Source organism: Alteromonas naphthalenivorans, assembly GCF_000213655.1.
Lineage (GTDB): Bacteria > Pseudomonadota > Gammaproteobacteria > Enterobacterales > Alteromonadaceae > Alteromonas > Alteromonas naphthalenivorans.
The window spans coordinates 4,693,204-4,705,939 of the sequence record NC_015554.1; the positions used below are offsets into that span (position 1 = coordinate 4,693,204).

A 12,736-nucleotide genomic window follows, 5' to 3' on the forward strand; every position below is an offset into this window, starting at 1 on the left:
GTCATGGATAAAATTACACAATTCGCCGTCAACAATTCCCGAGCCACCATATTGGCTCTCATCGTTATAACACTGATGGGTATTCAGACATTCTTTACAATGCCCTCTCAGGAAGACCCTGAAATTACGATTCGTAATGCACAGGTAACTGCCTATTTTCCAGGCATGCCAACCGACCAGTTGGAAAATTTGATTGCCAAGCCTCTCGAAAAAAAGATCAAAGAAATTCCTGAAATAGAAAAGATCACTACCACAGTCACTACGGGCAAGGTCATCATTCAACCCAAAATTTACGATAGCTATTTCGACCTTGATCCCATTTGGCAGAACCTCAGGAACAAAATGCAGGATGTTCGAGGTAATTTACCAGAGGGGACTCAAGGCCCCATTGTCAACGATGATTTTGGAAGAGTGTCTGTCATCACCCTCGCCCTAACTGGTGACGCTTTCAACATGCGTGAAATGCACGACGTTAGCAATTATCTACAAGATCAAATCAGCGCAATGGAAAGTGTTAGCAAAGTAGACGTGCTGGGGGTGCAAGCAGAGCGTATTTATATAGAGATAAATGCGGATCGTATCACTCAATATGGTGTCCCTTTTGCCAGCTTGATGCAGCAACTCGCTGCACAAAACATTGTTTTACCCGGCGGCAGCGTTAATGCCGATAATCGAGTGATCGCTATAGAACCTTCTGGAAATTTACTATCGCTCGAAGAAATTAAAAATATTCAAGTGACTGTACCCGATAGCAATGATGTGGTTTATCTTCAGGATATTGCAAGAATTTACCGCGACTACGTCGATCCATCTCAGTACGCCGCGTACTTTAATAATAAACCCGCTGTCATACTTGCTGTGTCTATGGTGCCTCGCTACAACATTGAAGACTTTGGAGTAGAGGTAACAGACAAGGTCAATGCTCTAAAGCGCGAATTACCATTAGGGCTTGATCTAGATTATGTCACCTACCAGCCAACTCTAGTCACGAAATCTGTTGATTCGGCGGTAAGCAACCTGTATCAAACCGTTGGCGTGGTGCTCGTCGTCGTAGTTTTGTTTTTAGGGTTGCGTACAGGGTTGATTGTTAGTGCCATTGTGCCGCTCACTATTTTGATGTCCTTTGTGATCATGAACTTATGGGGTATTGATCTTCAAAGGATGTCTATCGCCGCAATTATCATTGCGTTGGGCTTGCTGGTTGATAATGGTATTGTTATCGCCGAAGACATGCGCAAGCGGATGGATGATGGTGTAGACAAGAAACAAGCGGCCATGTTAGCAGCAAAAGGCCTAGGAGTGCCCCTATTCACATCTTCTCTAACTACCATATTGGCCTTCATGCCATTGATGATGGCAAACGATGTTAGCGGCGAATATCTACGCTCGTTGTCACAAGTCATTATTATTACGTTGTTGTCCTCATGGTTTCTGGCCATGTATGCGACTCCTACGCTGTGTTATTGGTTTTTAAAGGATAAGAACGCCGCCAATGACTTACAGGAGAACAAGGAAAACAATGTCTATAATGGAAAAGTCTATGACATTTACCGAGCCATTCTAAACAAACTACTTGGCTTTCGGGTCATTTTTGTTCTCTTAATGGTGGCTCTATTATTTTTATCGCTGTTAGGGCTAGGCATTATTCCTAAGCAAATGATGCCATACTCTGAACGCAATCAATTTCTGGTCTATCTCGACTTTCCCGCTGGTACTCACTTGAATGAGACTGAGCGCGTTACACGCCGCTTAGCAGACTGGCTGTCAGACAAAGATGAAAACCCCAAAATTGAAAGCTCTATTGCCTATGTAGGTTACGGGGGGCCACGCTTCTTCTTATCATTATCTCCCCCTGACCCTGCTGATAACGTCGCTTTCTTAATAGTAAACACGCAGAGTGTAAAGGATGTCGTTGATGTTATAGACAAAGTAGACAGCTACATACTTGAAAACTTGCCCGAGGCCAGTGGCCGATCAAAACGCATGTCTCTGGGTGCAGGCGAAATCGGACTTGTCGAATATCGTATTATCGGCCCAGATGTTCGCACGCTTTATCAGATAGGTCGGCGAATTGAAGATAGAATGCGTGAGGTCAACGGCAGCATTGGTGTAACCAATGACTGGGGTGAGCCTGTTATTAGAACACGCGTTGATATCGATCAGGATCGAGCGCGGCGCGCAGGGATAACTAATAAGGGCATTGCAGAATCCCTCAATACATATTTTGATGGCCTAACCGTTAGTGATTATCGTGATGGTGACAAAATTATTCCAATCATTGTACGTGGTGATGAAACACGCGATGACTGGAGTCAGCTTCGATTATTACCGATTGCCTCAGATAATGGTGAGGCTATACCACTGATTCAAGTGGCTGACTTTGAAGGTTATATTGCCCCAGGAAAATTTAAACGCTTAGATCAAGAACGCACTTATACGGTATCAGGGAAACATCGAACCAAGCAGGCGACAGATTTCCACAATGAAGTTTGGCCATTCATTGAAAATTTGGAATTGCCTGAAGGCTACCGTATCGAAATTGGGGGAGAAGTAGAGAGCTCTGCCAAAGGTAATGGTGCTCTAGCGGAAAACCTTCCTTTTGCGCTTGTAGGTATTGCCGTTCTACTTGTGCTGCAGTTTAACTCATTCCGAAGGCCCGCCATTATTCTATTGACTATTCCGCTAGTGGTTGTTGGGGCTGTTCTCGGACTAATGGTTAGCGGCGCATTTTTTAGTTTTACTGCTTTATTAGGTGTATTTAGTTTGTTCGGCATTATCGTCAACAACGGCATTGTACTTATTGATCGTATCGATATTGAGCGTAACGAAGGGAAAAATATTCAAGATGCTATTATCCAAGCTTGTCTTGCTCGCATGCGCCCCATCCTTATGACGACACTAACCACTATTCTCGGCTTGATCCCGATGGCTGTATTTGGTGGCGCTATGTGGTTTCCCATGGCTGTGGTTATAATGGGCGGACTAGCTGTTGGGTCAGTATTGACTTTGGGTTTTGTGCCTGTTCTCTATAGTCTTTTCTTTAAAGAAGAAACGCGGCCGATAAATGCTTGAAACGTAAAATGGATTTTTTATGAGAATAAAAAATGTAGTACAGGGAAGCATGGTGTTTTTACTGGTAGCCTGTAGTGGCACCTCGAATCATCAGGCAAGCAAGGTGCTGCATATAGATGAACTCATTATTCGCAACGCAACTAGCGAAACGATTACCGATGTAGAACTGAATGATATTGATGCAAAGACACATATTGCATGCAGTGTGATTTTGGCGAAGTCAATGTGCTCCTTAGGTTTTCAAAAAATACCACTGGAGGATCATGAAACTTATCTTTCTTGGAAACAAAATCAAGCCAACTACACTGAGAAAGTAAAATCTCATTCAATACCAATCACTTCAAACGCAAAGGTTTTTATTGACATACTGGATAAAGGGAGACTTAGCGTGAGTGTGAAGTAATTTCACAACGCTGAAATGTTGCAAAGAGAATTCTGAGAACAAACACTTAGCGAGCCGAAAGAATTAATTAACTACTGGAGAAAACTATGTTTTTGAATTATCGCGCCACCATATTACCAGCAATATTCTGTTTGATTTTTATATCTGCATGTGCACCTACTAGCCGTGTTGTGAAAGATCATTCCTATGCCGCCGATTTGACAGGCTTAGAGCTCGATGAAAGTTACTCGCCAACATTAGTGTACGTCAGACCAAGCACTTCTAAATTCGAAGCATATAATCGGTTTATCGTCGACCCTGTAAGAGTGAACTATGATGACCCAAATATGGAAGAATTAGACACGGCTACACTCGCAAAAATGCAGGCGTATTTTCGGGATAGCTTGATTCAATCACTTCGTGAAGGCGGCTATGAAGTCGGCACTCGCTCGGAGCCAAATACTCTTCGGATATCTCTGCATATTTCAGGCTTGAAAGCACCCAATGCTGCCGCCAATGTGACCAATGCCATGGTGCCATTTTCAATCAGCGTGGGTGAGGTCACTGTTGAAGCGCATTTTAGAGAAGCCATGAGTGATCGCCTTGATATAGTTGCAGTTGCAAATACTCAAGGTAGTCGATTCGTAAATGCAACACCATGGTCTACATGGGCAGATATCGAATCGACTTTTGATCAATGGGTTGAAGGCATTCGGAAGGAAATAGACAAAGCACATCAAAAGTAGCTCGTTTAGACATAATGGTAGATTTTATGATGAAAGTGAACGCCTTTATCTCGACATGCCACAAGATATTAAGCATATGGAATATCAATAATATTTTAGTGCTATTTCTATTCTTACTGGCAAGCAAACCAGTATACGCAGAAATAGATTGGGTTTCTGTAACTTTAGACAATGACTTATTCATTGGTAACGACAACGGTTATACCAACGGCCTGTATCTATCTTTTTTTGATGTAGGTAGCCGTTCCACTAAAGATATGCCTAATAGTGATTTCTGGGTGGCTCCGCTCATGTGGAGCATGCCTAAAGGTGACAAACTGGGTGCAGTGAACGCCTATATGATTGGGCAAACCATGAGCACACCGAGTGATATAACTATTGCAAACCCTGACGATAATGAACTTCCATATTCAGCCGTACTTGCATTAACTAATAGCTACTTGGCTGTCACTGAAAAATATGCTGATCGGGTAAGCACAACTATAGGTATTGTGGGCCCAGCAGCGCTTGGCGAAGAGGCACAGAAATTTGTCCATGAGATAGTAGATGCTGACAAGCCTCAAGGTTGGGATACTCAATTAGAAAATGAGTTAGTATTTCAGTTCACTCGTGGAAGGACATGGAGAGTATGGGAATCAGAATCCAAACGATTTGATTTTTTGAGCAATGCTGATTTTGCCCTCGGCACAATTCAAAGCTCTATGAGCACAGGAGTAACCTTTCGTTACGGACGTAATCTTATAGAGTCATACGCAACTACTCTTTTCAATAGCTCACGAACATCGAACCCAAGTGCCGTTAATGGCGGCTGGTATATATACGGCGGCCTTCAAGCAGGATACATTTTTAATCAGATATTTACCGATGGAAACACCTTCGAGGACAGTCGTTCTGTCGATTATGATCACGAATACATCGCTGCAACCATGGGGCTGGCGTTTTCATGGCAAAGCGCGTCCGTAACATTTGCTGTAACCGATTCTAATCTCATACAAAGTGGCGGTACTGAAGAAACACTAGAGAACTTAACTCAATACGGAACTATTACTTTTGCTTGGCAATTGTAGAAATCTAGATTTTATTTTAGATAAATAGCTTACTTATTAAATACACGTAGCAGCATCGAAGGTACTAGACCTGTATCACAGGCTCCGTCTAGTTTATTCGTTTGAACTTTTTCAAAGATAGGAATAGTCGTGGCAAAAATTTCAGCACTAGTAGCCTTTGTAGTTTTGACCATGTCCGGCTGCATGTTTATCGGTCTAAATGAGGATGTTAAAAGACTAAACGCTTCCTCTTCAATCAAAGGCAGAGTTGTCTCAGATGCTCCGTCAAGCCACCCCATTGTTGTTACTCTCAACAGAGTAGACGATCAGTCTGGCTCTCCTGAAGCTTATGCTGTTGTTTATGGTGAAAGTCCTTTTTTACTAACGGTATCTTCTGGCAAATATTACTTATTCGCCTTTGAAGACATAAATAGAGATTTCGCCTTACAAGGAAATGAGCGTGCAGCTTGGTATGGATCGCCATCTCCCATAGACGCACTCCCTGGAACAACTCTTACTCAGTTTGACATTCATCTTCAAGCGCCCGATGTGGTTAAAGCAACCATTCCAGAACTTTTTATTCCGGAGAAAACTAACCAATCAGTTAAACTAGAAAATAAAAATTTAGGCAAGATCGTAGAAACAAATTATTTTAAAGAAGAGATAGGATTGCTAGGCATGTGGGACCCTGTAAAATTTCAAGAACAGGGAAATAGCGGAATATTTTTCCTTGAGCCCTATACGAAGCAAAAAACACCAGTAATCTTTATACATGGTATTAGTGGATCAGGCCATAATTGGCTGAATATCATCGACCATCTAGATCGAGATAAATTTCAGCCCTGGATTGTGCAATACCCTTCAGGGATGAGGCTGGATCTAATTAGCAAACATCTCAATCAATCTTTTAATGAGCTAAGAGCAATTTACGGCTTTGAAAATTTTTCGATAGTTGCCCACAGTATGGGAGGATTGGTCGCACGAGGGTTTATCAATCATTTCTCCAAAAATAATGATCGAGGCGTAGTTTTAGACAACTTCGTTACTATTTCCACTCCATGGCTAGGTCATGCTGCAGCAGAGGGCGCGAAAAATGCGCCTGTCGCCGTCCCATCATGGTTTGATATGGCTCCTGGAAGCCCTTATCTTTCTTCGTTACACCAGACAAAGCTTCCCAGTCAATCGAATTACTATCTTTTATTCGGATACAAAGGTGATGGCGTACGCTTGCTGAACACATCAAATTCCGATGGTGTCGTCACGTTACTTAGCCAGTTATCAATGAAGTCTCAAGAAGAGGCCGTTAAAGTTGTTGGCTACAACGAAGATCACACTAGCATTTTGAACAGTGCTCTAGTTTTTAAACAGCTTGGAGAAATTCTAACTAATTGATGACGTTTTTAAAGTAGCAAAAGAAATTGATACGGGTAGATCGCACCGATTAGTTTTTTAGTTTAAACCTTCACGCATGCCTTTAAGACTAGATATCCTGTAGCAGTAACAACACGCGTTTCTATATGAAACCAGAGATTCCTGTTTCTCAGCTCTAAAAGTATTTTTTTAGCCGCTCAAAACTAATCCGCACCACCAACCCAAGCAGCAATGCAAAAGGTAAAAGCACGAGCGCAGGATTAATACTCAATGGCAAGCTGATATAGATCACGCAAGCCCCAACAAAAGCTGGCACTACAGATCGTTTAGCGAGGTTAAAGACGTTACTGCTTTCTCTTCCTCCACCCCAGCGCCTTAGGTCTCGCTCAACCAGACCATCAACAGCTCCGATAAGACCAGCCAGAACAAAAACCGGCAGCGAAAACACAATCAATGCTAGACGGACGACAAAGGTTTGCGCGACGGTGCTTGCAGCTTCAAGGTAGGGCTTTGCTTTTCGGTAGTATTTGCTGCTCCATTCGCTAACGGTACTCACAGTGCTACTTGATTTCGGATTAAAGCGAGGTGAATGTCTTTTGAATGCTGTTTGCTTCTCAATCCATTTTACAGCGCTTTTCGCATTTTCTGCGACTGCGCGCTTGGCATTGAGCGAGTTCTGGTAGAGCTGGGTATTGAGATAGCCTTGGTCACTGGTGAGTACCGCTTTCGCATGATCGGCACCCTGTTCTGGCCAAAACCAGATCATGCCAATCCATTCAATGATAACGGAAATCAGCAAACTCAGAATTAACCAGACAATCAGCGCTACTGTGCTGGATATAGTTTTACCGATCAGGCTAGGTTCTTTGCGCGGTGGTGGTCGATATTCAGATGAGTTAGCCATGCGCCTCAACGCCCGTTAAAACTGCCCCAGTCAGTGACTGAAGTATAGCCCTGGCGCATCAAGCGAAGCATTTCACCCAGGTCATCGGGTAGTTCATCATCGTCTACTTTTGAGGGCATGGGGATGCGAATTTTCCAAAGCTCGCTACCCTTTAGTAGTACAAAAGCCTGACCTTTGGGTAGGGCCACAATATCCGCAGGAGAAATCATAGGTACACGACTGATGCTTACCCGATCCTGATTATTAGAAGTGAAACTTATTCCACCCTCGCGTTCACTATTATCCGTGACACCAGATACCGCCATAATTTCGCTAACACTGACCTCCGGTAGTTGCTTGGTGAACATCTCGCAGGTGGCTATTTCCTTAACCCCCATAATCATTACCGTACCGATGTTGCCAGCAAGCTGTCCGGCCTTAGCTTCACTGCCCAGCTCTGCGATGGGGTCACTCCATGTTTGGGTATAGAGATTCAGCTCATACCCCGCACCACCGGATTTATTGATGAGCGTCTTGAACTGAGGGCCGATTAAATCGGAGAACTCGTCACCATGAATCACGATGTTCGGCGGTTTCTGGTTTCGTTGTGTTGGATTATCGCCGATACCGTGTTTATAGATATGCCCCGCCAGACTGGTAAGGTCACTGAACATCGACTCTCCGACTGCACTTGCGACTTCTGGATCGGTTAGAGCATCTAGGCCAACGTACACAATCGCTTGATCACGAATGGCGTGCGCCCATTCCAGCACAGGGCGCTGATCCTGTTCATCGGATAAATCGGGGGCCAGTATCGCTGCGATATTACCGGTAGTCAGCTTTTCCAAGAACGGTTTTACCGCCACGGTGATTTTCTGAAAATACTCCCGATCATAGCGAAAGGCAGAAATCAGGCCTTCCAATACCTGGTCGAACTCCACCTGTGTTTTCAGATAACGTACCAGTGCAATAGCATCCGGATCTTTACCTTGCTCGACTCTTGGTAGTGATTTAACGTTGATAGCATTACGAAATTCAGCCAACTCCTCCTGCCATTGTTCATTACCGTGTTGATCTAACCAGTAATGGCCATAGCGAATCAGTAGCGGGTCAATATCAGTGATATAACGGCGAATCTTCAGGAAGTCGGGCCGTTCGCCCAAGGCAACCAAGGCTACGGCAATCACATTCACAAACTGCCAGGCAAATTCTTTAAAGGCACTGGCATCGCCTTCTCCCGGTAACTGACTGGCAATCCGTGTTGCCACTTCGGTAATACGTGAGAATGAACCGATGGCATTATAGCGAGCGCTAAGTTCGGGGTAGCCCAAATGGAAGATGAGCAAGGGACGCTTGGCACGTTGCGCTTCGATATGAATACGCTTGAGCAAATCCGCATCGCCCTTGGGGTCTAACACAATCACACAGTTATCTCGGCGATGGATGTCTTGGGTGATTAGCAGTTCCGCCAATCGGGTTTTGCCGTGGCGAGTTCGAGCAATGACCACCATATGCCCGACACGATCCGACAAGGGCATACTGGCATTACTCTCCCCGCCAATACCGACACCATGAATCACAGCATCGCCGCCACTGGCGGGCGGTGGCCTCACTGGATTTAACGCGGAATCTCTGGCAGTCAACTTTACCAACTGTTTTAACAGCGGCGTATGTTCCCACTCAATTTCTTTTTTCCGTACCCATTGCTTGAATGCACTGGGTTGCAGGTAATGCTCGGCACGTCGATCACGGGCGGCATACAAGCGTTCAGTATGGGTTTGCGTCCAACGAAAACCGCGGCCTAAAAACAGGACCGAACGGCTCACGGGAATTTGCGAGGAAGCCATTTCATAACGGGGACTTCGGCGTAAGTGGCGCTGGTAGGTCAACACCTTCCACGCCTGTCGTCCTCTCCAGATGCATAAAGCACATAAGCACCCAGCGCTGACAGTCGCCACACTGGGCGGCATCATTAAGGTTTGTGGAGCCTTGAGTATGATACCCGCAGAGCACAGCGATACCAGCGAAGAAGCCAGTTCCACAGGTGGTCGCAATAAGACTTCCACCTCATAGCGGTCGCTCATTGCTCCCAGCCATCCTTCGAGATCAGTACCGGGTAATGCTTCAACGCCAACGGCTTGGCAAAACTCTCAGCGGATGCAGGTATTAATCGCAAACCTGTGGCCAGGGCTTGCATCGCCTGAATATCTTTCAATGTATCGGCCTGTATCAATAAGCCTACGGCATTGAGTTTTACGAGCTGGCTGTGCTTTGCTTCCAACCAAGCCCTTGATCGAGTATCGGTGCCGACGAGAAATAGCGGTTGTTGCAGATATTTGAGTGGCTTGGCGGTTACTTTGACAAACCCAGGTGACATTGACGGGGTTTCGATGGGTAGTTGAAAAGCTTTATTTGCCGAAGAGGGTTTAGGTGGCTTCGGCTGAGGCCCTGACCGTTTCGGTAAGTACGGTGCGATAGGCGAAGTGTTGCCCGAATCGTAGATAACAATTAACGGACTACCGGCCTGAGCCATTGGCATATAGCTTAAGCAGAATATGAGTATAACCCGCTTCATCAAAATGCCCCTCGCCATAGTCGCTTTACGCGCTGGCGATAGTTTTCCGCGCTATCCAAAGACTCGCTATCCTGTCCTGGATCGTGGTATCGACCTACGGCCTGCCACCAATCACCGCTGACCTCAAATTGTTCGCGCAAAATGGCCGCCCCTGCTTTCAGGTTCAGCATGGGAACGAGCGCATCATCGACATGGCTAAAGCGCTGCTGATGCCAGCGCCAATTCACTTGGGTTAGCCCTATATCAACCAATTGCTTACGGTTGATTGCTTCTGCCGCCAAGATAATCGCTTCGCTTTGTGACTCACAAAAAATACTCCGACCTTCAACATTCAGTGTCCACGGCCAGGGCAACAGCACGCCTTTATAAGATCGCCCACTTTCCGCCAAAGCAACGGCATACAAAATATCGGCGGGCACATTGGCGGCTTTGGCAACCACTACATAGGCTATAGGTAAGTCATCCAGAGCGGCCACGGAAATGGATTGCATCAGGGTCGCGCCCACCACTAACTTTCGAATTGCGCATTTACTCATAGCCCCAAATCCTCTGCCCTTAGCTGGAAGAACTGACCATTGCGTTTCAGATAAATCGGAATGTCAGCACTGGTGTTGTTTGAAGACCGGTTTTGCAGGCGCTGCCAGAGACCTTCATCACGATTCAGGGTTAGCACATTGTCGCCAAGCTGTTTTGCATGAATCTGGTGAGCCTGAGCCCAGGCCCGAACTGCGTCATCGTCGGATGCGTTGCGAACATACACGTCGATACCGGCATTTCGGGTTCCTGAGACCAGGCTCATTAAGCGGGGAATCATGGAAGAACATTGACCGCAACGCGATGGCACAAACACCATTACGCGATCACCGTCTTGAAACTGTTTCTTCGCCAGCCAGCGCGCAGCTTTGGTTGATTCCTTTTTCTGTTCGTGTAATCGATACGGAGCAAGCAGACGCTGATCGACAGTATCCACGTTCGGATACAAACGCTGGAAAGCGTCGCGATAGGCCTGCTGAAAACGCAGTGTACGTTCGGTCAGTTCAAATTCCTGCCGGGCGTACAACTCGGCATAGCGCTGTTGCTGGGCAGGAGTTTCTGGAAACATGCCCAACGCCAGTAAAGGGTCTATCGTCGGGCTCCAAACACCCAATGGCCCCCGCATCAATTCTTTATAGCGCTGATACTCTTTTACTTCGAGTGACCAATATCCTGCCAGTGTTTTAGTGTCGGGCGTTTGCTCGGCAGGGGTATGAGTAACTTGGGTTTCCGATTTGTCAGGGATGCTCATTGGCTCAGCCGCTTTAGCTACACTGGATATGACGACTAAGACTAAGCTCATAGTGATAGCTTTCATGGCTGCACCTGCTCCAACCAAAGGCGGTAATGCTCATCCACCAAGCGGCTAGCCTCGACAGGTGATAAAGGCTTATCGTTAGATAGAGGGATATTCAGATATGCACCAATGACTAGATGATTCATATTCTCGTTGGCGAAGGCATTGGGGTTTGCGCGAAAAGCCTGAACCAACTGCTGATCCATTGTGAAATCAGTCATGCCGAGTTGAAGGACAATATCACTTAAAGTATCGCCTGATTTGATCGGGCCATACACCAGTACCTTATTGGATAAGGGTTCTATCAGCTTACCTACAGATGTAGCCTGTGCGCCTTCTACCCAAGCAGCTCTTGCGTCATTCAAATTTTCTTCGCTGACATAATCTTGAAGTCCGGGCTTTAGGCGATAGCGCACCGTACGCAACACCGGATTAATAACAACCTCATAACTATCACCGCCCAATACCTCAAGGGCATCATAAAGTGAAATCGGATCAAACGTTCGATGCGGTTCTGGAAGTGGCCGGGTTAGTAGCACATAAAAATCTAACGATTCTTCATCGTCAGTTTTATCGTCGAGTTGGTAACCATAAGGCTTGAGCAGATACTGAATTGCTGAACCAACGGTCGTCACCTGTTCAGGAACAATCAATCTGAGAACAGATTCCATCACATCCAATTGCGATTCAGTCGGCCCTATCCACTGCGCAACATAGCGGCTTTCTTTCACCTTGCCATGCAAAGCAACATCTGTGGCATCCATGGCCTGCAATGGCGGCGCTAAAAATATAAGACTGAGCACTGAGGCTGGAATAACGTTGACTACTGGCATAAACCACTCCAATCAATCTGTAGAACGAGACTTAGGTTACGAATGTGATAAATGGAATTGCAGTGAAAACCTTTCAAAGCTAAAAGAAAGAAAAAAACGGGAGATAAAAATGAAAAAAGCCTGGCCGAAGCCAGACTTTTTTCGAGGGGTTACTGGCCAATAACCAGAAGATCATAAGGTTCAAGACTGAGTGCCGATACCGGCTCAGAGTGTTTCAGTACTACGAGGGTTTCCCATCGTTCACTGGTGACTCCAATCATTGATGTCTCTGACAACTGATTTTGCAGCTTTTTCAACTGCGCTCGAAGGCTGTAACTTTCAGAGATCGTACCTTCAGCGTGAATGCTGATAGTCGGATCTTTACGACGAATATCGATGTAGCCCCCATCGACGAACTCGGTTTCAACTAACTTGTTTAAAACCTGGCTCACCACTGGCAAATCGGCATCGTCTTTCAGTTTGACCTCTCCACGCATTTCCAAGTATTCCATCATCTTT

12 protein-coding genes are annotated in these 12,736 nt (G+C 45.6%); 5 read left to right on the top strand and 7 right to left on the bottom strand.

The window, feature by feature from the left end:
- Positions 1 to 3 precede the first annotated feature (3 nt).
- The 5 genes from AMBT_RS20490 (at position 4) to AMBT_RS22045 (ending at position 6,638) form a co-directional block, all read left to right on the top strand.
- Positions 4 to 3,072 carry an efflux RND transporter permease subunit gene (locus tag AMBT_RS20490; protein ID WP_013786580.1) on the top strand — a complete coding sequence of 1,023 codons (3,069 nt, stop codon included), beginning with the start codon at positions 4 to 6 and terminating at the stop codon, positions 3,070 to 3,072.
- Positions 3,073 to 3,091: 19 nt separating this feature from the next.
- Positions 3,092 to 3,475 carry a hypothetical protein gene (locus AMBT_RS20495; RefSeq protein WP_013786581.1) on the top strand — a complete coding sequence of 128 codons (384 nt, stop codon included), beginning with the start codon at positions 3,092 to 3,094 and terminating at the stop codon, positions 3,473 to 3,475.
- 86 nt (positions 3,476 to 3,561) lie between these two features.
- Positions 3,562 to 4,200, top strand: coding sequence for a DUF3313 family protein (locus AMBT_RS20500; protein ID WP_013786582.1), 639 nt, complete (start codon positions 3,562 to 3,564; stop codon positions 4,198 to 4,200).
- A gap of 26 nt (positions 4,201 to 4,226) precedes the next feature.
- Positions 4,227 to 5,267 (top strand): lipid A deacylase LpxR family protein, encoded by a 1,041-nt coding sequence (locus tag AMBT_RS20505; protein ID WP_041452635.1) that lies wholly within the window; start codon positions 4,227 to 4,229, stop codon positions 5,265 to 5,267.
- Positions 5,268 to 5,396: 129 nt separating this feature from the next.
- Positions 5,397 to 6,638, top strand: a complete 1,242-nt coding sequence (locus AMBT_RS22045) for an esterase/lipase family protein (RefSeq protein WP_013786584.1) — start codon at positions 5,397 to 5,399, stop codon at positions 6,636 to 6,638.
- Positions 6,639 to 6,792: 154 nt separating this feature from the next.
- On the opposite strand, the gene AMBT_RS20515 is transcribed toward AMBT_RS22045, so the two are convergent.
- From AMBT_RS20515 to AMBT_RS20545, 7 genes are all read right to left on the bottom strand, one after another.
- Positions 6,793 to 7,521: a TIGR03747 family integrating conjugative element membrane protein gene (locus tag AMBT_RS20515; protein WP_013786585.1), complete on the bottom strand. Its 729-nt coding sequence runs from the start codon at positions 7,519 to 7,521 to the stop codon at positions 6,793 to 6,795.
- Between the two features lie 5 nt (positions 7,522 to 7,526).
- Positions 7,527 to 9,584 (bottom strand): type IV conjugative transfer system coupling protein TraD, encoded by a 2,058-nt coding sequence (traD, locus tag AMBT_RS20520; RefSeq protein WP_041452636.1) that lies wholly within the window; start codon positions 9,582 to 9,584, stop codon positions 7,527 to 7,529.
- The gene (locus AMBT_RS20525; protein WP_202945448.1) at positions 9,581 to 10,033 is read right to left on the bottom strand and encodes an integrating conjugative element protein; all 453 of its coding nucleotides are present in this window, start codon (positions 10,031 to 10,033) and stop codon (positions 9,581 to 9,583) included. The genes traD and AMBT_RS20525 overlap by 4 nt, the downstream gene beginning before the upstream one ends.
- A gap of 41 nt (positions 10,034 to 10,074) precedes the next feature.
- Positions 10,075 to 10,611, bottom strand: coding sequence for a transglycosylase SLT domain-containing protein (locus AMBT_RS20530; RefSeq protein ID WP_013786588.1), 537 nt, complete (start codon positions 10,609 to 10,611; stop codon positions 10,075 to 10,077).
- Positions 10,608 to 11,426 (bottom strand): TIGR03759 family integrating conjugative element protein, encoded by an 819-nt coding sequence (locus AMBT_RS20535; RefSeq protein WP_013786589.1) that lies wholly within the window; start codon positions 11,424 to 11,426, stop codon positions 10,608 to 10,610. The genes AMBT_RS20530 and AMBT_RS20535 overlap by 4 nt, the downstream gene beginning before the upstream one ends.
- Positions 11,423 to 12,238, bottom strand: a complete 816-nt coding sequence (gene pilL2, locus AMBT_RS22050) for a PFGI-1 class ICE element type IV pilus protein PilL2 (protein WP_013786590.1) — start codon at positions 12,236 to 12,238, stop codon at positions 11,423 to 11,425. Before pilL2 ends, AMBT_RS20535 begins: the two co-directional genes overlap by 4 nt.
- 149 nt (positions 12,239 to 12,387) lie before the next feature.
- Positions 12,388 to 12,732 (bottom strand): hypothetical protein, encoded by a 345-nt coding sequence (locus AMBT_RS20545; RefSeq protein ID WP_202945449.1) that lies wholly within the window; start codon positions 12,730 to 12,732, stop codon positions 12,388 to 12,390.
- Positions 12,733 to 12,736: the final 4 nt, after the last annotated feature.

Bases quoted from the DNA above. Each gene is read 5' to 3' on its own strand.
- AMBT_RS20535 (WP_013786589.1), bottom strand. From the start codon at position 11,426: ATGAAAGCTATCACTATGAGCTTAGTCTTAGTCGTCATATCCAGTGTA.
- AMBT_RS20545 (WP_202945449.1), bottom strand. From the start codon at position 12,732: ATGATGGAATACTTGGAAATGCGTGGAGAGGTCAAACTGAAAGACGAT.
- AMBT_RS20500 (WP_013786582.1), top strand. From the start codon at position 3,562: ATGTTTTTGAATTATCGCGCCACCATATTACCAGCAATATTCTGTTTG.
- AMBT_RS20525 (WP_202945448.1), bottom strand. From the start codon at position 10,033: ATGGCTCAGGCCGGTAGTCCGTTAATTGTTATCTACGATTCGGGCAAC.
- traD (WP_041452636.1), bottom strand. From the start codon at position 9,584: ATGAGCGACCGCTATGAGGTGGAAGTCTTATTGCGACCACCTGTGGAA.
- AMBT_RS20495 (WP_013786581.1), top strand. From the start codon at position 3,092: ATGAGAATAAAAAATGTAGTACAGGGAAGCATGGTGTTTTTACTGGTA.
- AMBT_RS20530 (WP_013786588.1), bottom strand. From the start codon at position 10,611: ATGAGTAAATGCGCAATTCGAAAGTTAGTGGTGGGCGCGACCCTGATG.
- AMBT_RS20505 (WP_041452635.1), top strand. From the start codon at position 4,227: ATGATGAAAGTGAACGCCTTTATCTCGACATGCCACAAGATATTAAGC.
- AMBT_RS20515 (WP_013786585.1), bottom strand. From the start codon at position 7,521: ATGGCTAACTCATCTGAATATCGACCACCACCGCGCAAAGAACCTAGC.
- pilL2 (WP_013786590.1), bottom strand. From the start codon at position 12,238: ATGCCAGTAGTCAACGTTATTCCAGCCTCAGTGCTCAGTCTTATATTT.
- AMBT_RS20490 (WP_013786580.1), top strand. From the start codon at position 4: ATGGATAAAATTACACAATTCGCCGTCAACAATTCCCGAGCCACCATA.